This window comes from Caldimonas sp. KR1-144 (assembly GCF_049446155.1).
In the GTDB taxonomy this organism is placed as follows: Bacteria; Pseudomonadota; Gammaproteobacteria; order Burkholderiales; family Burkholderiaceae_C; genus Rivibacter.
Genome location: NZ_JBMSEE010000004.1, coordinates 374,874 through 394,354, shown reverse-complemented (window position 1 = coordinate 394,354; position 19,481 = coordinate 374,874). Strand labels below are relative to the sequence as shown.

General features: G+C 67.5%; 19 protein-coding genes. 18 read left to right on the top strand and 1 reads right to left on the bottom strand.

The window, feature by feature from the left end; all coding sequences use genetic code 11:
* The first annotated feature begins 3 nt into the window (after positions 1-3).
* From ACO2TI_RS12325 to ACO2TI_RS12240, 18 genes are all read left to right on the top strand, one after another.
* A complete protein-coding gene (locus ACO2TI_RS12325; protein ID WP_423284687.1) occupies positions 4-1,344 on the top strand; it encodes a branched-chain amino acid ABC transporter permease in 1,341 nt (446 codons plus the stop codon).
* Positions 1,341-2,108: an ABC transporter ATP-binding protein gene (locus ACO2TI_RS12320; RefSeq protein WP_423284685.1), complete on the top strand. Its 768-nt coding sequence runs from the start codon at positions 1,341-1,343 to the stop codon at positions 2,106-2,108. The genes ACO2TI_RS12325 and ACO2TI_RS12320 overlap by 4 nt, the downstream gene beginning before the upstream one ends.
* A 1-nt stretch (position 2,109) precedes the next feature.
* A complete protein-coding gene (locus tag ACO2TI_RS12315; protein WP_423284684.1) occupies positions 2,110-2,805 on the top strand; it encodes an ABC transporter ATP-binding protein in 696 nt (231 codons plus the stop codon).
* A 121-nt stretch (positions 2,806-2,926) separates the two neighbouring features.
* Complete coding sequence (locus ACO2TI_RS12310) at positions 2,927-5,020, top strand: 3-hydroxyacyl-CoA dehydrogenase NAD-binding domain-containing protein (protein WP_423284683.1); 2,094 nt, start codon at positions 2,927-2,929, stop codon at positions 5,018-5,020.
* 19 nt (positions 5,021-5,039) lie between these two features.
* On the top strand, positions 5,040-5,609 hold the full coding sequence (locus tag ACO2TI_RS12305; RefSeq protein WP_423284682.1) for an HD domain-containing protein: 570 nt from the start codon (positions 5,040-5,042) through the stop codon (positions 5,607-5,609).
* 22 nt (positions 5,610-5,631) lie between these two features.
* Complete coding sequence (locus tag ACO2TI_RS12300) at positions 5,632-6,807, top strand: acetyl-CoA C-acyltransferase (protein WP_423284680.1); 1,176 nt, start codon at positions 5,632-5,634, stop codon at positions 6,805-6,807.
* Between the two features lie 103 nt (positions 6,808-6,910).
* The gene (locus tag ACO2TI_RS12295; RefSeq protein ID WP_423284679.1) at positions 6,911-7,708 is read left to right on the top strand and encodes a hypothetical protein; all 798 of its coding nucleotides are present in this window, start codon (positions 6,911-6,913) and stop codon (positions 7,706-7,708) included.
* A 34-nt stretch (positions 7,709-7,742) separates the two neighbouring features.
* Positions 7,743-8,216, top strand: coding sequence for a PaaI family thioesterase (locus ACO2TI_RS12290; RefSeq protein ID WP_423284678.1), 474 nt, complete (start codon positions 7,743-7,745; stop codon positions 8,214-8,216).
* A 107-nt stretch (positions 8,217-8,323) separates the two neighbouring features.
* A complete protein-coding gene (locus tag ACO2TI_RS12285) occupies positions 8,324-10,141 on the top strand; it encodes an acyl-CoA dehydrogenase (protein ID WP_423284677.1) in 1,818 nt (605 codons plus the stop codon).
* A gap of 11 nt (positions 10,142-10,152) precedes the next feature.
* A complete protein-coding gene (locus tag ACO2TI_RS12280) occupies positions 10,153-10,365 on the top strand; it encodes a hypothetical protein (RefSeq protein WP_423284675.1) in 213 nt (70 codons plus the stop codon).
* On the top strand, positions 10,362-10,658 hold the full coding sequence (locus ACO2TI_RS12275) for a Dabb family protein (RefSeq protein ID WP_423284673.1): 297 nt from the start codon (positions 10,362-10,364) through the stop codon (positions 10,656-10,658). Before ACO2TI_RS12280 ends, ACO2TI_RS12275 begins: the two co-directional genes overlap by 4 nt.
* Complete coding sequence (locus ACO2TI_RS12270) at positions 10,655-11,446, top strand: SDR family oxidoreductase (protein ID WP_423284671.1); 792 nt, start codon at positions 10,655-10,657, stop codon at positions 11,444-11,446. The genes ACO2TI_RS12275 and ACO2TI_RS12270 overlap by 4 nt, the downstream gene beginning before the upstream one ends.
* A 7-nt stretch (positions 11,447-11,453) precedes the next feature.
* Complete coding sequence (locus ACO2TI_RS12265; protein ID WP_423284669.1) at positions 11,454-11,924, top strand: PaaI family thioesterase; 471 nt, start codon at positions 11,454-11,456, stop codon at positions 11,922-11,924.
* 25 nt (positions 11,925-11,949) lie between these two features.
* Positions 11,950-12,969: an NADP-dependent oxidoreductase gene (locus tag ACO2TI_RS12260; RefSeq protein WP_423284667.1), complete on the top strand. Its 1,020-nt coding sequence runs from the start codon at positions 11,950-11,952 to the stop codon at positions 12,967-12,969.
* Positions 12,970-13,152: 183 nt separating this feature from the next.
* Entirely contained in the window at positions 13,153-13,608 is a 456-nt protein-coding gene (locus tag ACO2TI_RS12255; RefSeq protein ID WP_423284666.1) for a GNAT family N-acetyltransferase, read from the top strand.
* Complete coding sequence (locus ACO2TI_RS12250) at positions 13,605-15,266, top strand: isovaleryl-CoA dehydrogenase (protein ID WP_423284664.1); 1,662 nt, start codon at positions 13,605-13,607, stop codon at positions 15,264-15,266. The genes ACO2TI_RS12255 and ACO2TI_RS12250 overlap by 4 nt, the downstream gene beginning before the upstream one ends.
* Positions 15,267-15,288: 22 nt before the next feature.
* Complete coding sequence (locus ACO2TI_RS12245; protein WP_423284663.1) at positions 15,289-16,227, top strand: glutathione S-transferase family protein; 939 nt, start codon at positions 15,289-15,291, stop codon at positions 16,225-16,227.
* Complete coding sequence (locus tag ACO2TI_RS12240; protein ID WP_423284662.1) at positions 16,224-17,129, top strand: SDR family oxidoreductase; 906 nt, start codon at positions 16,224-16,226, stop codon at positions 17,127-17,129. The genes ACO2TI_RS12245 and ACO2TI_RS12240 overlap by 4 nt, the downstream gene beginning before the upstream one ends.
* Before the next feature lie 206 nt (positions 17,130-17,335).
* On the opposite strand, the gene ACO2TI_RS12235 is transcribed toward ACO2TI_RS12240, so the two are convergent.
* The gene (locus ACO2TI_RS12235) at positions 17,336-19,312 is read right to left on the bottom strand and encodes a hypothetical protein (protein ID WP_423284660.1); all 1,977 of its coding nucleotides are present in this window, start codon (positions 19,310-19,312) and stop codon (positions 17,336-17,338) included.
* Between the last annotated feature and the right edge of the window lie 169 nt (positions 19,313-19,481).

Here is a 19,481-nt window from a genome sequence, read left to right as displayed (position 1 = left end):
GCCATGGACACTCAATTGAACGCCACCGCCACGCTTGCGGCAGCCGTGCCGGGCCGCACCGGCTACTACGAGTTCAAGCCCTACAACGTCGGGCGCTGGATCATCTGGGGCGCGTTCGCCGCGCTGCTGATCGTTGCGCCCAAGGTGTTCTCCAGCGGGCTCGGGCTGACCATGCTCTCGCAGATGGGCATCGCGATCATCGCCTGCCTGTCCTACAACATGCTGCTGGGCCAAGGCGGCATGCTGAGCTTCGGCCACGCGGTCTACACCGGCCTGGGCTCCTACCTCGCGGTGCACGCGCTCAACAAGGTCGCCGGCGGAGAGCTGCCGATCCCCGTGAGCCTGATCCCGCTGGTCGGTGCCGTGGCCGGCATGTTCTTCGCGGTGCTGCTGGGCTTCGTCACCACCAAGAAGGCCGGCACGCCGTTCGCGATGATCACGCTCGGCATCGCCGAGCTGGTGTTCGCGATGTCGCTGATGATCCCGGAGTTCTTCGGCGGCGAGGCCGGCGTGGCCGCCAACCGCGTGGTCGGCAAGCCGGTGCTGGGCATCAGCTTCGGGCCGCAGATCCAGGTCTATTACCTGATCGCGCTCTACACCTTCGTCGCCACCGCCGGCATGTTCGCGTTCACGCGCACGCCGCTGGGCCGCATGCTCAATGCGGTGCGCGACAACCCCGAGCGCGTCGAGTTCATTGGCTACAGCACGCAGCGCGTGCGCTACCTGGCCTTCATCATCTCGGGCTTCTTCGCCGGCCTGGCGGGCGGGCTGTACACGCTGAACTTCGAGATCGTCACGGCCGAGGTGGTGGGCGCGGCGCGCTCGGGCGCCTACCTGCTGTTCACCTTTCTCGGCGGCGCGACCTTCTTCTTCGGCCCGGTGATCGGCGCGATCCTGATGGTGCTGGCCTCGGTGCTGCTGTCGGAGTTCACCAAGGCGTGGCTGCTGTACCTGGGCCTCATCTTCCTGTTCATGGTGATGTACGCGCCGGGCGGCGTGGCCAGCCTGATCATGATGAACCTGCGCGTCGCCAAGTTCGGCAAGCTGCGCAAGCTGTGGACCAGCTATCTCGCGCTGGCCGGCACCGCGCTCGTCGCGCTGGTGGGCGCGGCCGCGATGATCGAGATGGTCTACCACCTCCAGCTCAACACCGCCTTGGGGACCAAGCTGCAGTTCATGGGCGCGACGCTCGACGCGGCCGGACTCGACAGCTGGTTCGGTGCGGTTTTCGTGATGCTCACCGGCATCGCGATGTTCGAGGTCGCGCGCCGCCAGTTCGGCAAGGAGTGGGGCCTGATCCAGGAAGAGATCGAGCACGAGATCCGCCGGAGGGAAGCCCTGTGAGCGATCAGCAGTACGCCATCGAGCTGAAGGACGTCCGCAAGAGCTTCGGCAAGACCGAGATCATCCGCGGCGCGAGCATGGCGGTGCGCCCCGGCGAGCGCGTCGCGATCATCGGCCCCAACGGCGCCGGCAAATCGACGCTGTTCAACCTGATGTCGGGCCGCTTCGACCTCACCAGCGGCGAGATCCGCCTCAAGGGCGAACGCATCGACGGGCTGGCGCCGTTCAAGATCAACCGCAAGGGGCTGGCGCGCAGCTTCCAGGTCAGCAACCTGTTCCAGCGCCTGTCGGTGTTCGAGAACCTGCGCTGCGCGGTGCTGTGGTCGCTGGGCTATCGCTACGCGTTCTGGAAGTTCCTCGCCGACCTCGACGACGCCAACGACCGCGCCGAGGAGGTCATGAAGATGATCCGCCTCGACAAGAAGCGCGACACGCTGGCGATGAACCTCACCTACGCGGAGCAGCGCGCGCTGGAGATCGGCATCACGATCGCCGGCGGCGCCGAGGTGATCCTGCTCGACGAGCCTACCGCCGGCATGAGCAAGAGCGAGACCAAGCGCTTCATCCAGCTGATCCGCGAGGTCACCGAGGGCAAGACGCTGCTCACCGTGGAGCACGACATGGGCGTCGTGTTCGGCCTGGCCGACAAGATCGCGGTGCTGGTCTACGGCGAGGTGATCGCGTTCGATACGCCCGAGGCCGTGCGCGCCAATGCGCGCGTGCAGGAGGCCTACCTGGGTTCCGTGCTGGCCGAGGCACATTGAGATGCTGAAACTCGACAACCTCCACGCCTTCTACGGCAAGAGCCACGTGCTGCACGGCGTCTCGATGGACGTGAAGCCCGGCGAGATCGTGAGCCTGCTGGGCCGCAACGGCTCGGGCCGCTCGACGACGGTGAAGGCCATCATGGGCCTGGTCGACGGCCAGGGCTCGGTGCGCTGGAACGATCGCGAACTGCTGGGCAAGAAGGCCTTCGAGATCGCGCACGAAGGCATCGGCTACGTGCCTGAGAACCGAGACATCTTTCCCAAGCTCACGGTGCACCAGAACCTGCTGCTCGGCGAGAAGCGCGGCAACAAGCAGCCGCGCTGGAGTTACGACGACATGTATCGGATGTTCCCGCGTCTCAAGGAGCGCCAGCACACCGAGGCTGGCGTGCTCTCGGGCGGCGAGCAGCAGATGCTCACGCTGTGCCGCACGCTGATGGGCGATCCGGACCTGATCATGATCGACGAGCCGACCGAAGGCCTCGCGCCCAAGATCGTCGAGCTGGTCGCCGAGTACCTCAAGGAGCTCAAGAAGCGTGGCCTGTCGGTCCTGCTGGTCGAGCAGAAGCTCACCATCGCGCTGGCGATCTCCGAGCGCTGCTACGTGATGGGCCATGGCCGCGTCGTCTTCGAGGGCACGCCGGACGACCTGCGCGGCAACGCCTACATTCGCAAGGAGTGGCTGGAGGTGTAAAAACGCCTCGCCGAGCCACCCGCGGCGCCTGTCACGACTGAGACATCGCGCCGCCTTTTTTCGCCACAGAATCGAACGATCGTTCGTTTCCAGAACCATCGCCCCGAACCGAGGAACCGACATGAGCGCAAGCTACGAAGTGCGCGACGGCGTGGCCGTCATCACGATGAACAACCCGCCGGTCAACGGCCTCGGCCTGGCGACGCGCCAGGGCATCGCCGCCGGCATCGAGCAGGCCCAAGCCGATGCGGCCGTGAAGGCGGTGGTGATCACCGGCGCCGGCAAGGCCTTCTCGGGCGGCGCCGACATCCGCGAGTTCGGCTCGCCCAAGGCGGTCGCCGAGCCCAACCTGCTGAGCCTGATCAGCCTGGTCGAGAACTGCACCAAGCCGGTGGTCGCGGCGATCCATTCGGTGTGCATGGGCGGCGGCCTCGAGCTGGCGCTCGGCTGCCACTACCGCGTGGCCGCGCCCGGCACCAACGTCGCGCTGCCCGAGGTGAAGCTGGGCCTGGTGCCCGGCGCCGGCGGCACGCAGCGCCTGCCGCGCGCGATCGGCGTCGAGCCGGCGTTGAACATGATCGTCAGCGGCGAGCCGGTCAAGAGCGAGTTGCTGGCGCAGATTCCCGGCCAGACGCTGTTTCAGAAGATCGTCGATGGCGATGTCGTCGAAGGCGCGATCGCCTACGCCAAGGAGATCGCCGACGCACGGCCGCTGCCGCGCGTGCGCGACGCGAAGGCCCGCCACCCGAACCCGGACGCCTACTTCCAGTTCGCGCGCAACACCGTCAAGGCGATGGCGAAGAACTTCCCCGCGCCGGCCAAGTGCGTCGACTGCGTGGAGCAGGCCGTCAAGGCCAAGTTCGAGGCCGGCATGGTCTACGAGCGCGAGGTCTTCATGGCCCTCATGCTCACGCCGGAATGCAAGGCGTTGCGCCATGCCTTCTTCGCCGAGCGCGCGGCCAGCAAGATCCCCGACGTGCCCGAAGACACGCCGGTGCGCGAGATCAAGAAGGTGGCCGTGATCGGCGCCGGCACGATGGGCGGCGGCATCAGCATGAACTTCCTGAACGCCGGCATCCCGGTGACCATCCTCGAGATGAAGCAGGAAGCCATCGACCGCGGCATCGGCGTCATCAAGAAGAACTACGAGGCCCAGGTCAAGAAGGGCAAGCTGAAGGCTGACAAGTACGAGCAGCGCATGAGCCTGCTCAGCACCACGCTGAACTACGCCGACCTGAAGGACGCCGATCTGATCATCGAGGCGGTGTTCGAGGAGCTGAGCGTCAAGGAGAAGGTGTTCCGTGCGCTCGACGAGGTGGCCAAGCCGGGCGCGATCCTGGCCTCCAACACCTCGACGCTCGACGTCAACAAGATCGCTGCCTTCACCAAGCGTCCTCAGGACGTGGTCGGCATGCACTTCTTCAGCCCGGCCAACGTGATGAAGCTGCTGGAGGTGGTGCGCGGCGAGAAGACCGCCAAGGACGTGCTCGCCACCGTGATGGGCATCGCCAAGAAGATCAAGAAGACCGCGGTGGTCTCGGGCGTGTGCGACGGCTTCATCGGCAACCGCATGATCGAGCAGTACTCGCGCCAGGCCGGCTTCCTGCTGGAAGAGGGCGCGACGCCGCAGCAGGTGGACCGCGCGATCGAGAAGTTCGGATTCGCGATGGGGCCGTTTCGCATGGGCGACCTCGCCGGCAACGACATCGGCTGGGCGATTCGCAAGCGTCGCTACGTCGAGAAGCCCAGCCTGCGCTACAGCAAGACCGCCGACCTGCTGTGCGAAATGGGCCGCTTCGGCCAGAAGACGGGCGCCGGCTGGTACGACTACCAGCCGGGCAAGCGCGACGCGATCCCGAGCGACGTGGTGGTCAAGATGATCGAGGACCACCGCAAGGAGCTCGGCATCACGCCGCGCAAGATCGACGACGAGGAGATCGTGCACCGGCTGGTTTATTCGCTCGTCAACGAGGCCTGCCACATCCTCGAGGAAGGCATCGCCAGCAAGGCCAGTGACATCGACATGGTCTACCTCACCGGCTACGGCTTCCCGCTGTGGCGCGGCGGCCCGATGTGCTATGCCGAGACGCAGGGCCTGTTCAACGTCGTGCAGGCGATGAAGCGCTTCGCGAAGAACCCTCTCGACGACGCCAAGTTCTGGGAGCCGGCGCCGCTGCTCGCGCGCCTGGTGGCCGAGGGCAAGAACTTCAGCTGAACGAACGCGAAGGCCGGCGATGCAGCGCGCGAACTTCACCCGCATGGAAGACAGCCGCCAGGAAGACTGGCAGCTGATCCTCGGCGAGTTCATCCCCTTCGCGCGCGCGCAGGCACAGCGCGTGCTGGCGCACCTGGAGCTGCTCAAGGGCGACTGCGGCGGCTTTCCCGTCGACCGCTACACCCACAGCCTGCAGACGGCGACTCGCGCGCTGCGCGACGGCCGCGACGACGAGTACGTGGTCTGCGCGCTGCTGCACGACATCGGCGACACGCTGGGCGCCTACAACCACCCGGACATCGCCGCGGCCATCCTCAAGCCCTTCGTCAGCGAGGAAAACCTCTGGATGGTGCAGCAGCACGGCATCTTCCAGGGCCACTACTTCTTCCACCACCTGGGCATGGACCGCGACCTGCGCGACCAGTTCAAGGACCACCCGCACTACGAGCGCACGGCCGAGTTCTGCGCGCTCTACGACAACCCCGCCTTCGATCCGCGCGGCGAGACGCTGCCGATCGAGCACTTCACGCCGATGGTCGAGCGCGTGTTCGCGCGGCCTCGCCAAACGATCTACAAGGCCGCGGCCTGACGCCCGGCAACAGGAGCCTGACATGACCGACGCCGTCATCGTTTCGACCGCCCGCACGCCGCTTGCCAAGAGCTGGAAGGGCGCCTTCAACATGACCCACGGCGCCACGCTCGGCGGCCACGCGGTCAAGGCCGCGCTCGAGCGCGCCGGTGTCGACGGCAGCGCCGTCGAGGACGTGCTGATGGGCTGCGCCAACCCCGAGGGCGCGACCGGCATGAACATCGCGCGCCAGATCGCGCTGGCCGCCGGCTTGCCGGTCACCGCCGGCGGCGTGACGATCAACCGCTTCTGCTCGAGCGGCCTGCAGACCATCGCGATGGCCTCGCAGCGGGTGATCGCGGGCGAGGGTGAGGTGTTCGTGGCCGGCGGCGTCGAAAGCATCTCGTGCGTGCAGCAGGAGATGAACCAGCACATGCTCACCGACCCGGCGCTGATGAAGCAAAAGCCCGAGATCTACTGGAGCATGCTGCAGACCGCAGAGAACGTCGCCAAGCGCTACGGCATCAGCAAGGAGCGCCAGGACCACTACGGCGCCGGCAGCCAGCAAAAGGCCTGCGCGGCCCAGGAGAAGGGCCTGTTCGACGCCGAGATCGCACCGATCACCGTGATGGCCGGCGTGGCCGACCCGGTGATGGGCATGCGCACCAAGGAGGTCACGGTCAAGGCCGACGAAGGCCTGCGCCCGGGCACCACCTACGAGAGCATCAAGGACATCCGCACCGCGATGCCGGGCGGCGTGGTCACGGCTGGCAACGCGAGCCAGTTCAGCGACGGCGCCGGCGCCTGCGTGGTGGTGAGCGACAAGTACGCGCAGCAGAAGAACCTCAAGCCCCTGGGCCGATTCCTCGGCTTTGCGGTCGCCGGCTGCGAGCCCGACGAGATGGGCATCGGTCCGGTCTTCGCGGTGCCCAAGGTGTTGTCGCGCCTGGGACTCAAGGTCGACGACATCGACCTGTGGGAGCTCAACGAGGCCTTCGCGGTGCAGGTGCTCTATTGCGCCGACAAGCTCGGCATCCCGATGGACCGCCTCAACGTCAACGGCGGCGCGATCGCGCTCGGCCACCCCTACGGCGTGAGCGGCCAGCGACTCACCGGCCACGCGCTGATCGAGGGCAAGCGCCGCGGCGCTAAGCGCGTCTGCGTGACCATGTGCATCGGGGGCGGGATGGGCGCGGCGGGCGTGTTCGAGGTGCTCTAATGCCCGCGCCGCGGCACCGGGCCACGGCATCCGGTGCCGCGCGCCCACGAGGCGCACGGCGAAGACTCGACATCACCGCGCCCGTGCGGCGCCCTTGACACCCATGCTGACGCTACGACGCTCCATTGCCGCGCTGTCCGCGGCCGTGCTGACTCCCTGGACCGCCCACGCGGCATCGTCCGCCGACTACCGCCTCGAAGCGCTCGCGCGCGGTGATTGCGAACAGACGGTGAAGACCCTGCAGGCCGGCCTCGACGCGAAGGACCCCGAAGCGCTGTACAGCGCCGGCCGCCTTTACGACGAGGGCGCCTGCGTCAAGCAGGACACGGCGACCGCGGCGCAACTGTGGCTGCAGGCTGCCAAGGCGGGCCACCAGGCGGCGCGCCTGGCCGTCGCGGTGAAGGTCGGCCTGGGCGAAGGCGTCGACCAGGACTACGCGCTCGCCGGTTCACTGCTGCGCGGCGGCGAGCTGCCGGTCAAGGTCAGCGGCGAGGTCAACGACTACACGCTCGGTTATGCCTTCACCGCGCTGCGCACGATGCAGCACGACTTCCAGTACCCGTCGGCGCTTGCCGACCAGCGCGTGATCGGCTCGGCCGAGATCAGGTTCGCGACCAAGGACAGCGCGTTCGAGTTCGGCACCTTCCGCCGCTCGGCCAACAGCGACCAGCCGCCGGTCGGCACCCGCGTGGACCGTGCCCGCACGCCGATGGCCCAGGCCTTCGAGGTGGCGGCACGCAGCGCGCTGTCTCGCATGAAGAAGCCCGACCCGGCGCAGCTCAGCGCCGCGCAGGTGAGCGAGCGGCTGGCCTTCGGCCCGAACGAGAGTGACCTGAAGCTGCCCAACGCGTCCGGCATCGACATGAACGTGCTGCGCGCCGGCGGCCTGCGGCTGCAGTAGCCGCGCGCACCGCCGTTTGCCTTGCGAGACCGGAATGTCGCAGCAGCGAACCGAGCGCGTCCTGCACGATGAGCAAGCGGCGGTCGATCCCGCGCGCTTCCTGGCCCTGGGTCGCGAGGTGCTCGCGACCCAGCCGTTCTCGGTGCTGCTGGGCGCCGAGCTCGCGGCGCTCTCGCCGGGGCGCTGCGAGCTGGCCGTCGAGCTCAAGCCCGAGTTCAGGCAGCAGCACGGCTTTGCCCACGGTGGCGTCGTCAGCTACCTGGCCGACAACGCGCTGACCTATGCCGGCGGCACCGCCATGCGCGTGCCGGTGGTGACTTCGGAGTTCAAGATCAACTATGTCCGCCCGGCCATCGGCGAGAGACTCGTCGCTCGCGCCCAGGCCGTGGCGGTCAGCAAGTCGCAGGCCGTGTGCCGCTGCGACGTGTTCGCCATCCAAGGCGGTGACGAGAAGCTGTGCGCCATGGCGCAAGGCACCATCGCCCGGCTACCGCAGCGCGACGAATGAGGCTGACCTCGGTGCCTGCAATGGGACAGCGCACTGCCGCCATCTGCCGCTGCGTGACACGCAGCTACGAGTTCCGACTCGACTGAGGATCTCCGGGAAGGATCTGGATGCGCTCGACGATTGATTTCCTCCTCTATGACTGGCTGAACGCCGAGGCGCTGACCGCGCGAGCGCGGTTCGCCGACCACTCGCGCGAGACCTTCGCCCAGGTGCTCGACACCTGCGAGCGCATCGCGCGCGAGAAGTTCGCGCCCTTCAACCGCCTGGTCGACACGCAGGAGCCGCACTTCGACGGCGAGAAGGTCGTGCTGCCCGAGTGCTCGCACGCGGCCGCGCGCGCCTACGTCGAAAGCGGCATGCTCGCGGCCGCGCAGGACTACGAGATCGGTGGCATGCAGCTGCCGTGCACGGTCGAGATGGCCGCCCACGCCTTCTTCTCCAAGGCTGGCATCGGCCTGGGCGGCGGCGGCATGCTCACCAGCGGCAACGCCAACCTGCTGATGGCGCACGGCACGCCGATGCAGCGCGAGGTGTTCGCGCGCAACGAGTTTGCCGGGCGCTGGTTCGGCACGATGTGCCTGTCCGAGCCGCAGGCGGGCTCGGGGCTGTCGGACATCGCAACGCGCGCCGTCCCAGACGGCGACGACTTCGAGGCCGATCCGCTCGGCGCGCGCTATCGGCTGCGCGGCAACAAGATGTGGATCAGCAACGGCGAACATGAGCTGACCGAGAACATCGTTCATCTCGTGCTGGCCAAGATCCCCGGCCCCGACGGCAAGCTGATTCCCGGCACCAAGGGCATTTCGCTGTTCATCGTGCCGAAGAAGCTGGTGAACACCGAAGGCGAGCTGACCGGCGAGCGCAACGACGTCGCGCTGGCGGGACTGAACCACAAGCTCGGCTACCGCGGCATCCCGAACACGCTGCTGAATTTCGGCGAGGGCAAGTTCCCGGTCCGTGGCGCCGCGGGCGCGATCGGCTACCTCGTCGGCAAGCCCGGCGAGGGCCTGCGCTGCATGTTCCACATGATGAACGAGGCGCGCATCGCGGTGGGCCTTGGCGCGGTGATGTTGGGCTACGCCGGCTACGAAGCCAGCCTCGAGTACGCGAAGCAGCGTGCCCAGGGCCGCCCGATGGGCCCGGCCGGCAAGGACGTGAGCAAGCCGCCGGTGCCGATCATCGAGCACGCCGACGTCAAGCGCATGCTGCTGGCGCAAAAGAGCTACGTCGAAGGCGGCCTCGCGCTGGCGCTGTACTGCGCGCGCCTGGTCGACGAGCAGCACACCGGCGATGCGGTCGCTGCCCAGGAGGCCGCGCTGCTGCTGGAGATGCTCACACCGATCGCCAAGAGCTGGCCGAGCGAGTGGTGCCTGGAGGCCAACAGCCTGGCGATCCAGGTCCACGGCGGCTACGGCTACACGCGCGACTTCCCGGTCGAGCAGTACTGGCGCGACAACCGCCTGAACATGATCCACGAGGGCACGCACGGCATCCAGGCACTGGACCTGCTGGGCCGCAAGGTGGTGATGGACGGCGGCGCCGGCCTCAAGCTGCTGGCCTCGCGCGTCAACGCGACGATCGAGCGGGCAGGGCATGTCGAGGGCCTGGCCGAGCCCGCCAACGCGCTGGCGCAGGCGCTGGCGCAGCTGGGCGCGGCGACCAAGGCGGCGTGGGCCACCGGTGATCCGCAGGACGCGCTGCCGAACGCGACGCCCTACCTGCAGGCCTTCGGCCATGTGGTGCTGGCGTGGATCTGGCTGGACGTCGCGCTGGCCGTGCCGGGCGGCGCCGAGCCGTTCGCGGTCGGCAAGCGCGCCGCGGCCGACTACTTCTTCCACTACGAGCTGCCCAAGATCGGCGCATGGCTTTCGGTCGTGTCGTCGCGCGACGCGACCTGCCGCGATCTCGATCCCGCAGCGTTCTGAATCGAACTCGCATGAAGGCATCGACCCTCGAAACCTGGATCTGGGTGCTGATCTACGGCGGCCTGGTCGGCGTGCTGATCGGCGCGTTCACGCTGTCGTTCGACGAGGTGCTGGGCCACTCGCTGGTGTGGAGCGGCGCCGCCGTCGCCGCGCTCGGCGCCGTGGGCATTTGGCTGCGTTCGCGCCTGCGCGGCGACGCGCCGGCACCAGGGCCCAAGCCATGATCGAGCACATCGTGATGTGGCGGCTCAAGAACGCCGCCGACGCGCCGCGCTTCAAGGCGCTGCTCGACAGCTGTCGCGACCTCGTGCCCGGCATGCTGCGCTTCGACGTGGGCATCCGCCGCGAGGGCCTCGAGGCCAACGTCGACGTCGTGCTGGTCTCGCGCTTCGCGGATGCGGCGGCGCTCGACGCCTACCAGCACCATCCCCACCACAAGGCCGTCGGCGCCGAGCTTGGGGCCATGCGCCAGGACCGCCACGTGCTCGACTTCGACGTCCAGGACACCACGCGATGACCCGTACCGTCCAGCAGTTGTTCGACCTCACGGGCCGCGCGGCCCTCGTCACCGGCGGCTCGCGCGGCCTGGGCCTGCAGATCGCCGAATCGCTCGGCGAGGCCGGCGCCAAGATCGTGCTGACCTCGCGCAAGGCGGCCGATCTTCAAGAGGCCGCCGCGCACCTGAAGTCGCGCGGCATCGACGCGCACTGGATCGCCGCCGACGCGAGCGATCCGGCGGAGGTGCAGCGCGTGGTCGACGAGGCGATCCGGCTGGTCGGCGACATCGACATCCTCGTCAACAACGCCGGCGCCACCTGGGGCGCGCCGGCGGCCGACCATCCGCTCGAGGCCTGGGACAAGGTGATGAACCTGAACGTGCGCAGCGTGTTCCTGTTCAGCCAGGCGGTCGGCAAGCGCTGCATGATCCCGCGCAAGCACGGACGCATCATCAACGTCGCCTCGATCGCAGGCCTCGGCGGCAACCCGCCGTTCATGACCACGGTGGCCTACAACACCAGCAAGGGCGCGGTCGTGAACTTCACGCGCGTGCTGGCCGGCGAATGGGGCCAGCACGGCATCACCGTCAACGCCATCGCGCCGGGCTTCTTCCCGAGCAAGATGACGGCCGGCACGCTCGCCAAGGTGGGCGCGGACAACCTCGCCAAGGGCGCGCCGCTGCAGCGCATCGGCGACGACGAGGATCTCAAGGGCCTCGCGCTGCTGTACGCCAGCGACGCCGGCAAGCACATCACCGGGCAGATCATGGCGGTCGACGGCGGTGTTTCCGCGATCCACTCGGGCTGAACGAACGATGGACTTCCCCGTCGTGATTCCCTTTGTCGAAGAACTCGGCTTCGAGCTGGTGCGCTTCGAGAACGGCAGCTCGGAGATCGTGCTCGACACCGAGACGCGCCACCAGAATTCGTTCAAGGTCGTGCACGGCGGCGTCAGCATGACGCTGCTCGACGTGGCCATGGCCCATGCCGCGCGCAGCATGAACGGCGAGCCGCCGGGCTCGGGCCCAGGCGTCGTGACGATCGAGATGAAGACCAGCTTCATGCGCCCCGGCACCGGCCGGCTGCGCTGCATCGGCCGGCTGCTGCACCGCACCGCGACGATGGCCTTTTGCGACGGCGAGATCCTCGACGAGCAGGGCCAGCGCATCGCGCATGCGACCGGCACCTTCAAGTACGCGCGCGCGGTGGCCACCGCCGGGCGCGAGATCAAGCCGCTCGCGCGGCGCGAGCCGGGGCCCTTCGAGGGCGGCCGCGGTTCGGACTGACACAAGACCTCACCAGGAGACCGAGATGGCCACCATCAACCGCCAGATCCTGCTGGTCTCGCGCCCGCAGGCCGAGCCCAGCGTCGACAACTTCAAGCTGGTGGAAACGCCGCTGCCTGAGCTGGCCGACGGCCAGGTGCTGGTGCGCAACCATTACCTCTCGCTCGATCCCTACATGCGCGGGCGCATGAGCGAGGCCAAGAGCTACGCGCAGCCGCAGCCGCTCAACGAGGTGATGATCGGCGGCACGGTCGGCGAGGTCGTCGCGTCGAAAAACGCCCACTTCGCGGTCGGCGACAAGGTGGTCGGCATGGGCGGCTGGCAGGAGTTCCAGCTCGTCGACGGCAACCAGCGCGGCGTGCTGCAGAAGGTCGACACGACCCACGTGCCGCTGTCGGCCTACCTCGGCGCGGTCGGCATGCCCGGCGTGACGGGCTGGTACGGCCTCACGCAGATCATCGCGCCCAAGGCCGGCGAGACGGTGGTCGTCAGTGCCGCCAGCGGTGCGGTCGGCGGCGCGGTCGGCCAGCTCGCCAAGGCGCGCGGCTGCCGCGCGGTGGGCCTGGCAGGCGGGCAGGAGAAGTGCGACTACGTGGTCAAGGAGCTCGGCTTCGACGCCTGCATCGACTACAAGCAGCACAAGGACCTGAAGTCGCTGTCGATGGCGCTCAAGGAAGCCTGCCCGAACGGCATCGACGGCTACTTCGAGAACGTCGGCGGCATGATCCTCGACGCGGTGATGATGCGCGCCAACGCGTTCAGCCGCATCGCGATGTGCGGCATGATCGCCGGCTACAACGGCGAGCCGATCCCGATGCAGTACCCGCAGCTCATCCTGGTGAACCGGATGAAGGTCGAGGGCTTCATCGTCAGCGAGCACATGGAGCTATGGCCGCAGGCGCTCAAGGAACTGGGCACCGCGGTGGCCACCGGCAAGCTCAAGTACCGCGAGACCGTGTCGCAAGGCATCGCCAGCGCGCCCGAAGCCTTTCTCGGCCTGCTCAAGGGCAAGAACTTCGGCAAGCAGCTGGTCAAGCTCGTCTGAGATGTCGACCCCCACGCTCACTTCGTTCGCTGCCTTGCAGGCCGCGCCGGGCCAGTGGCCCGGCTCCTCGCCAGGCACAGCCAGTCCACTGGACTGTCTGTGTCCGGGCTCGGCACCCCGAGGGGGCCCCGTCGCCTTGGGGCGGCCCGGCGGCGACTGAGCCTGCGGGCGAGGCAGGCGGCGATGGAGCTGCGCTGGAGCTGGTCGCGCTTCGAGACGCTGGGCGTCGATGCGTTGTATGACGCGCTGGCGCTGCGCTGCCGCGTCTTCATCCTCGAGCAGGGCGCCTACCTGGATCCGGACGGCCTCGATCGCCACGCCTGGCATCTGCTGGGCCGCGACGGCCGCGGCGCGCTCGCGGCCTACCTGCGCGTCGTCGATCCCGGCATCAAGTACGACGAGCCGTCGATCGGGCGCGTGATCACCGCGCCCGAAGTGCGCGGCCAGGGCCTCGGCGTGGCGCTGATGCGCGAGGGCGTTGCGCGCTGCGAAGCCGCCTGGCCGGGGCGGTCGATCCGCATCAGCGCGCAGGCGCACCTGCAGCGTTACTACGGCGCACTTGGCTTCGCGCCCGTGGGGGAGGAGTATCTGGAAGACGGCATCCCGCACATCGAGATGCTGCGAAGGAGCGCCCCATGACGATCTCCGCCCGCGCCGACTGGCGCACCCACGAGGTGTCGAACCAGCCGCGACCGCTGGTCGACCTCAATCTCTTCGACGCCAACCGGCCGCTGCGCGACGCGCTGGCGAGCCACGCACCGGGCCTGGACACCGCCGCGCTGTCGAAGCTCGGCGCGCTCGCCGGCAGCGCCGAGATGCAGCAGCATGCGCGCCTGGCCAATACCCAGACGCCGCAGCTCAAGACGCACGACCGCTTCGGTGCGCGCATCGACCAGGTCGAGTTCCACCCCAGCTACCACGCGCTGATGGCCGCGGCCTGCGAGGCCGGCCTGCACGGCACCCCCTGGGGCGGCGGCGCGCATGCGCACCTGCTGCGCGCGGCCGGCTTCATGCTTTTCACCGAGCTGGAGCCCTCGGTGCTGTGCCCCATCTCGATGACCTATGCGGTCACGCCGGCGCTGCGCGCCAACGCAGGCGTGTTCACCGAGTGGTTTCCCAAGCTCGCGAACCGCCGCTACGACGCGCGCTTCGTTCCCGTCGCGCACAAGACCGGCGTGACGATGGGCATGGGCATGACCGAGAAGCAAGGCGGCTCCGATGTGCGCGCGAACACCACGCAAGCGTCGCCCGACGGCGAGGACGCCTGGGGACGGCGCTTTCGCCTCGTCGGCCACAAGTGGTTCTTCTCGGCGCCGATGTGCGACGCCTTCCTCGTGCTCGCGCAGACCGAGGCCGGCCTGAGCTGCTTCTTCCTGCCGCGCCTGCTGCCCGATGGCAGCGTCAATGCGTTGCGCATCCAGCGCCTGAAGGACAAGCTCGGCAACAAGGCCAATGCGAGTTCCGAAGTCGAGTTCCAGGACGCCGCTGCGTGGCTGGTGGGCGAGCCGGGCCGCGGCGTCCCGCAGATCCTGGAGATGGGCACGCTGACGCGGCTCGACTGCGCCCTCGGCACCGCGGGCCTGATGCGCCAGGCACTGTCGCTGGCGCTGAACCACGCGGCGCAGCGCAGCGCCTTCGGACGCAAGCTCGTCGAGCAGCCGCTGATGAAGAACGTGCTGGCCGACCTGGCGCTCGAGAGCGAGGCCGCCACCGCGCTCGCGCTGCGCCTCGCGGCCGCGTTCGACGCGCCGGCCGGCGACGAGCACGAGGCCGCGATGCGCCGCCTGCTGACGCCGGTCGCCAAGTTCTGGATCTGCAAGCGCGGCGCCGCGTTCGCGCAGGAAGCAATGGAGTGCCTCGGCGGCAACGGCTACGTGGAAGAGGGCGGCGAGGGCGTGATGGCGCGCATCTACCGCGAGATGCCGCTGAACTCGATCTGGGAGGGCGCCGGCAACATCATGGCGCTCGACCTGTTGCGCGCCCTTCGCAAAGGCGACGTGATGGCCGCGGCGCTCGAGCACGAGCTTGCGCCGGCGCGTGGCGCCGACGCGGCGCTCGACCGGCTGATCGCCAGCCTGCCCGATCGCATCGACCAGGCCAGCGAGGAGGGCGACGCGCGCCGCCTTGCGCGTGACGTCGCGCTGGCGGTGCAGGCCGCGCTGCTGCAGCGCCACGCGCCCGATGCCGTGTTCGGCACGTTCTGCCGCGCGCGGCTGGCTGATGCCAGCGCCGTCTTCGGCCTCCTGCCGGCCGGCGTCGACGGCGACGCGATGATCGCGCGGGCCATGCCGCATTGAGCATCCGGAGAACGAGCCAGCGATGAACGACGAACTGATCTTCCATCACTACCCCGGTTCGCCGTTCTCGGAGAAGGTGCGGCTGGTGTTCGGCTTCAAGCACCTCGCCTGGCGCTCGGTGCACATTCCCGCGGTGATGCCCAAGCCCGACGTCGTCGCGCTGACCGGCGGCTACCGGCGCACGCCGGTGCTGCAGATCGGTTCCGACATCTATTGCGACACGGCGCTGATCTGCCGCGTGCTCGAGCGCCGCGCACCCGAGCCGGCCTTGTATCCGGTCGAGACCGCCGGCACCGCGCAGATGCTCGCGCAGTGGGCCGACAGCGCGCTGTTCTGGAGCTGCAGCGCCTACACGATGCAGCCCGCGGGCATTGCCGGCGTGTTCGCCGGCCAGCCGCCCGAGGTGGTCAAGGCCTTCGCGGCCGATCGTGCGCTGTTCACCGCCGGCATGCGCCGCCAGAGCGTGGCCGACGCGACGGCCGCCTTGCACACCTACTGCGGCTGGCTCGAAACCCACCTCGGCGACGGGCGCGACTTCCTCGTGCGCGGCACGCCCAGCATCGCGGACTTCTCGGTCGCGCACTGCCTGTGGTTCGTGCACCGCGCGCCGGCGCTGACGACGATCTTCGACACCTACCCGCGGCTTTCGGCCTGGCTGCAGCGCGTGCGCGGCTTCGGCCAGGGGCATCCGACGCCGCTCGACAGCGGCGAGGCGCTGGCGATCGCCGCGACCTCGACGCCGTGGGCCGAGGTCGCCGTCGAGCCCGGACTCGGCTTCGCGGCCGGCGACGCGGTCACCGTGACGCCGACGGACTACGGCTTCGATCCGTCGCCCGGGCGCCTGGTCGGGTTGAGCAACGAGCAGGTCAGCATCGAACGATGGGACGAGCGCGCCGGCACGGTGCACGTGCACTTCCCGCGCATCGGCTTCCAGATCAAGGCACAGGAGACAAGGACATGATCGAACGATTCCAGGGCGCCACCGCCGTCATCACCGGCGCCGCATCGGGCTTCGGCCTCGAGGCCTCGCGCATTGCCGCGCGCGAGGGCATGAACGTCGTGATGGCCGACGTGCAGGCCGACGCGCTCGAGCGCGCCGCCGCGGAGGTCGAGGCGCTCGGTGCGAGGGTGCTGCCGTTTCGGCTCGACGTCTCCAAGGCCAGCGAGGTCGAGGCGCTCGGCGCGGCCACGCAGCAGCGTTTCGGCGCGCCGCATTTCGTCTTCAACAACGCCGGCGTCGGTGCCGGCGGCCTGATCTGGGAACACTCGGCCAAGGACTGGGAGTGGGTGATCAACGTCAACCTGTGGGGCGTGGCCCACGGCGTGCGCGTGTTCACGCCGATGATGCTGGCCGCCGCGAAGGCGGACCCGAACTACCGCGGCCACATCGTCAACACCGCGTCGATGGCCGGCATGCTCAATGCGCCCAACATGGGCGTCTACAACGTGACCAAGCACGCGGTCGTTGCGCTGAGCGAAACGCTCTACCAGGATCTGCGCCTGGTGACCGACCAGGTGAGCGCCTCGGTGCTGTGCCCGTACTTCGTGCCCACCGGCATCCACCAGAGCGAGCGCAACCGGCCGGCCGACATGGCGGCGCAAAAGCCCACGCGCAGCCAGCTGGTCGCGCAGGCGATGTCGGACAAGGCGGTGACCAGCGGCAAGGTCACCGCCGCCGAGGTGGCGCACAAGGTCTTCGATGCGCTGCGCGAGGACCGCTTCTACGTCTTCAGCCATCCGCAGGCCCTGTCGGGCGTGCAGCTGCGCATGGAAGACATCCTGCTGCAGCGCAACCCGACCGATCCGTTCAAGGCCAAGCCGGAGATCGGCGAGCGGCTGAGAGCGGCCCTGCGCGAGGCCTGATCAGATCAGGTCGCCGCGACGATGCGGCGGTTGCTTCTATCCAGCGTGGCACTGCGCTGCACGGGCTTCGGTGAGGCTCACGCTCCCGGAGCTCGGCGCTACGCGTCAAGCTTCGGGGCGCTCGCGCAGCAGAAAGGACCGGCTGTCAGGCGATGAGTGCAACCGACATCAAAAAGGGCGGCACTGACCGCCCCGACCGCGTCGATTCAATCGTCCTTGTCTTCTTTGGCGTCCCTCAGAATAAACCAGGCCGGGTAGCTCTTGCCATGCGTGTCGGCCTTCAGCTTGTCGCAGTAGGCAATTGCCTGGGCGGATGACCAGATCTTGACGTGCTCGGGCGCGAAGCAGACAGGGCGGGCAATTCGACGGACGTAGGATCCTTCCTTGACGACCTGCCGCGCGTCGAGCAATTCGTACCCAGCGGCGATCTTGTAGAAGTGATTGAGCTCGTCGAAGAGATTGGTCTCAGCGTTGCTCATGAATCCAAGCGAGAGCGGGGAGGTCATCCGATCGTTGGGCCAAAGAAGCCCGTAGGGCTCATGCTTGAGAGATTTGAGATGCAGATCCTGCTGGTAGCGTCGAGGGTCGCCCGATGGCACCAGTGCGCCACCGGTGAATGGCGGGTGACCTGCGGCGTAGACCTGAATCAGCGTTGCCAGATCCGCTGACTTCAGCGAATTGAAGTACCGCTGCGTGTCCTCTTCAAACAGTCCCACCGACGTGCTGTCGACATAGTGCGGGAACTGACCGGTACAGACCGAGAAGGAGTCGATGGTCATGCACGGAAGGTTCGGATTGGCGATCTTGTCGCTGAACTTGTATGTGAGGTTGTCCGGATCGGGAACGTAGTGAAGGAGTCGGACATCGTCCAGGTCGTAGACGTGGTCCTTGTCCCGGCCCAACCTGATGCGACGAACGAGAACGTTGATCGGTCGCCCCTTCGCGTACTCATGGATCATGATGACCCTGAAGGCGGCATAGATCGGCACCAGCGGCAGGACGACGTTCTTGTCCTTCTTCCTGGCCTTGCTGTTCAAAAGCACTTCATAAAGCATCTCCTCGACGCTTTGTTCATCAGCCGCCAAGCCGGCATCCTTGCTCCCGGCCTCCAGCATCCGGTCGTGCGCGATCTGCACCATGTAGCCGGTGCTCAGCTCCGCCAGTCGCTGCTTGTAGCTGAGCTTGTGATCGACGATGTTGCCGTGCGGGTCCTGGGTGCAGTAGAAGGTTGCGGCATCGCGGAAGTGATAGGGAGTCCTGAACTCGTCGAAACGCCAAATGCACGAGCGCGACATCGTGACGCACAGGCCAAGGTACTCGGTGGCGTGTACCGTGACCGAGTCAATATCCTTTGAAAGCTCCATGACCAGGGCGTCGAAGTCATGCGAGTTCGGCTTGATGTCCTTCGGTTCGCGGGCGTTCTTCTCATAAGCCGCATTCAGATGCAGTTTGACAAAGTCTCCGGCAAGCTTCTGGGCGGCGGGCAGCTTCTTGGCGAGCGTGAGATGCGCCTGAACGCGCTGGTACATATCGAGCAGGAAGGGGCATCGGATCTCGCAGCTTGCATCACCGATGACCGGGTCGATCTCGCTGATATCACCAAGAATGAGGGCGGCAAAACCCACGTGCTGGTGGTGGATCAGCAGCGCCTGCAGCCCCGCGTCGGATGGGTGTTTCGCCTTCTTCTGAACATCCTGCGTTACCGCGCTACCGATCGCGATTCGGGCGAGCGTGGCGAACTCGGTCGCCCATTTGGTCTTTGCGACGCTTGCCTGCGACGTGTGCTTCTTGCTCAACTTGACGCCCGGGAAAAGCATCGAGGGGGAAGCGAGGGCGCTCGGAAGAATGGGCTTGCGGTTGGTTGCTGCCCATGTCAAGCCTGCTTGGATCACCGACAGCAACGGATTTCCCGCAAGGGCATTGAGGGCGTCGGCTTGGGCTTGTTGCAGAGCGGCTAGGTAACTGTGTGAAAAGCCGGGATGCTGCTTGTCCAGGAATGCGGCGAGCAGATCGGCGGTCCACACGCCTTCCTGCTGAATCACACCTCGAAGCCCTCCCGGAAGGTTCTCCAATATCACGTCAACGTCTATGGGTACATTGTCGGCTTCATCATCGGATGCATAGTGGGCATCATCAATGTACGCTTCTTCGTGCGAAGAAGCGTCGTGAGAAGATAGTTCCATGTTTTCCTCGAATTGAGTTTTGAAGGATTAATCCCCCGGAATTCCTATTGCCCGTTGACCCAACGTTGCGTTGGAATCCGAGCCAAGTAAGCGTAGGCGGCAGGCAGGCGGTGACGTTGACCTTATCGCGACGAAATCGCGATGTCCTGCCGGGGTGGCCGCCATGAGT

Excerpts from the sequence above, each read along its gene's own strand:
- ACO2TI_RS12275 (WP_423284673.1), top strand. The coding sequence starts at position 10,362 with ATGATCGAGCACATCGTGATGTGGCGGCTCAAGAACGCCGCCGACGCG.
- ACO2TI_RS12310 (WP_423284683.1), top strand. The coding sequence starts at position 2,927 with ATGAGCGCAAGCTACGAAGTGCGCGACGGCGTGGCCGTCATCACGATG.
- ACO2TI_RS12280 (WP_423284675.1), top strand. The coding sequence starts at position 10,153 with ATGAAGGCATCGACCCTCGAAACCTGGATCTGGGTGCTGATCTACGGC.
- ACO2TI_RS12290 (WP_423284678.1), top strand. The coding sequence starts at position 7,743 with ATGTCGCAGCAGCGAACCGAGCGCGTCCTGCACGATGAGCAAGCGGCG.
- ACO2TI_RS12250 (WP_423284664.1), top strand. The coding sequence starts at position 13,605 with ATGACGATCTCCGCCCGCGCCGACTGGCGCACCCACGAGGTGTCGAAC.
- ACO2TI_RS12245 (WP_423284663.1), top strand. The coding sequence starts at position 15,289 with ATGAACGACGAACTGATCTTCCATCACTACCCCGGTTCGCCGTTCTCG.
- ACO2TI_RS12325 (WP_423284687.1), top strand. The coding sequence starts at position 4 with ATGGACACTCAATTGAACGCCACCGCCACGCTTGCGGCAGCCGTGCCG.
- ACO2TI_RS12255 (WP_423284666.1), top strand. The coding sequence starts at position 13,153 with ATGGAGCTGCGCTGGAGCTGGTCGCGCTTCGAGACGCTGGGCGTCGAT.
- ACO2TI_RS12315 (WP_423284684.1), top strand. The coding sequence starts at position 2,110 with ATGCTGAAACTCGACAACCTCCACGCCTTCTACGGCAAGAGCCACGTG.
- ACO2TI_RS12260 (WP_423284667.1), top strand. The coding sequence starts at position 11,950 with ATGGCCACCATCAACCGCCAGATCCTGCTGGTCTCGCGCCCGCAGGCC.
- ACO2TI_RS12270 (WP_423284671.1), top strand. The coding sequence starts at position 10,655 with ATGACCCGTACCGTCCAGCAGTTGTTCGACCTCACGGGCCGCGCGGCC.
- ACO2TI_RS12240 (WP_423284662.1), top strand. The coding sequence starts at position 16,224 with ATGATCGAACGATTCCAGGGCGCCACCGCCGTCATCACCGGCGCCGCA.
- ACO2TI_RS12235 (WP_423284660.1), bottom strand. The coding sequence starts at position 19,312 with ATGGAACTATCTTCTCACGACGCTTCTTCGCACGAAGAAGCGTACATT.
- ACO2TI_RS12305 (WP_423284682.1), top strand. The coding sequence starts at position 5,040 with ATGCAGCGCGCGAACTTCACCCGCATGGAAGACAGCCGCCAGGAAGAC.
- ACO2TI_RS12295 (WP_423284679.1), top strand. The coding sequence starts at position 6,911 with ATGCTGACGCTACGACGCTCCATTGCCGCGCTGTCCGCGGCCGTGCTG.
- ACO2TI_RS12300 (WP_423284680.1), top strand. The coding sequence starts at position 5,632 with ATGACCGACGCCGTCATCGTTTCGACCGCCCGCACGCCGCTTGCCAAG.
- ACO2TI_RS12265 (WP_423284669.1), top strand. The coding sequence starts at position 11,454 with ATGGACTTCCCCGTCGTGATTCCCTTTGTCGAAGAACTCGGCTTCGAG.
- ACO2TI_RS12285 (WP_423284677.1), top strand. The coding sequence starts at position 8,324 with ATGCGCTCGACGATTGATTTCCTCCTCTATGACTGGCTGAACGCCGAG.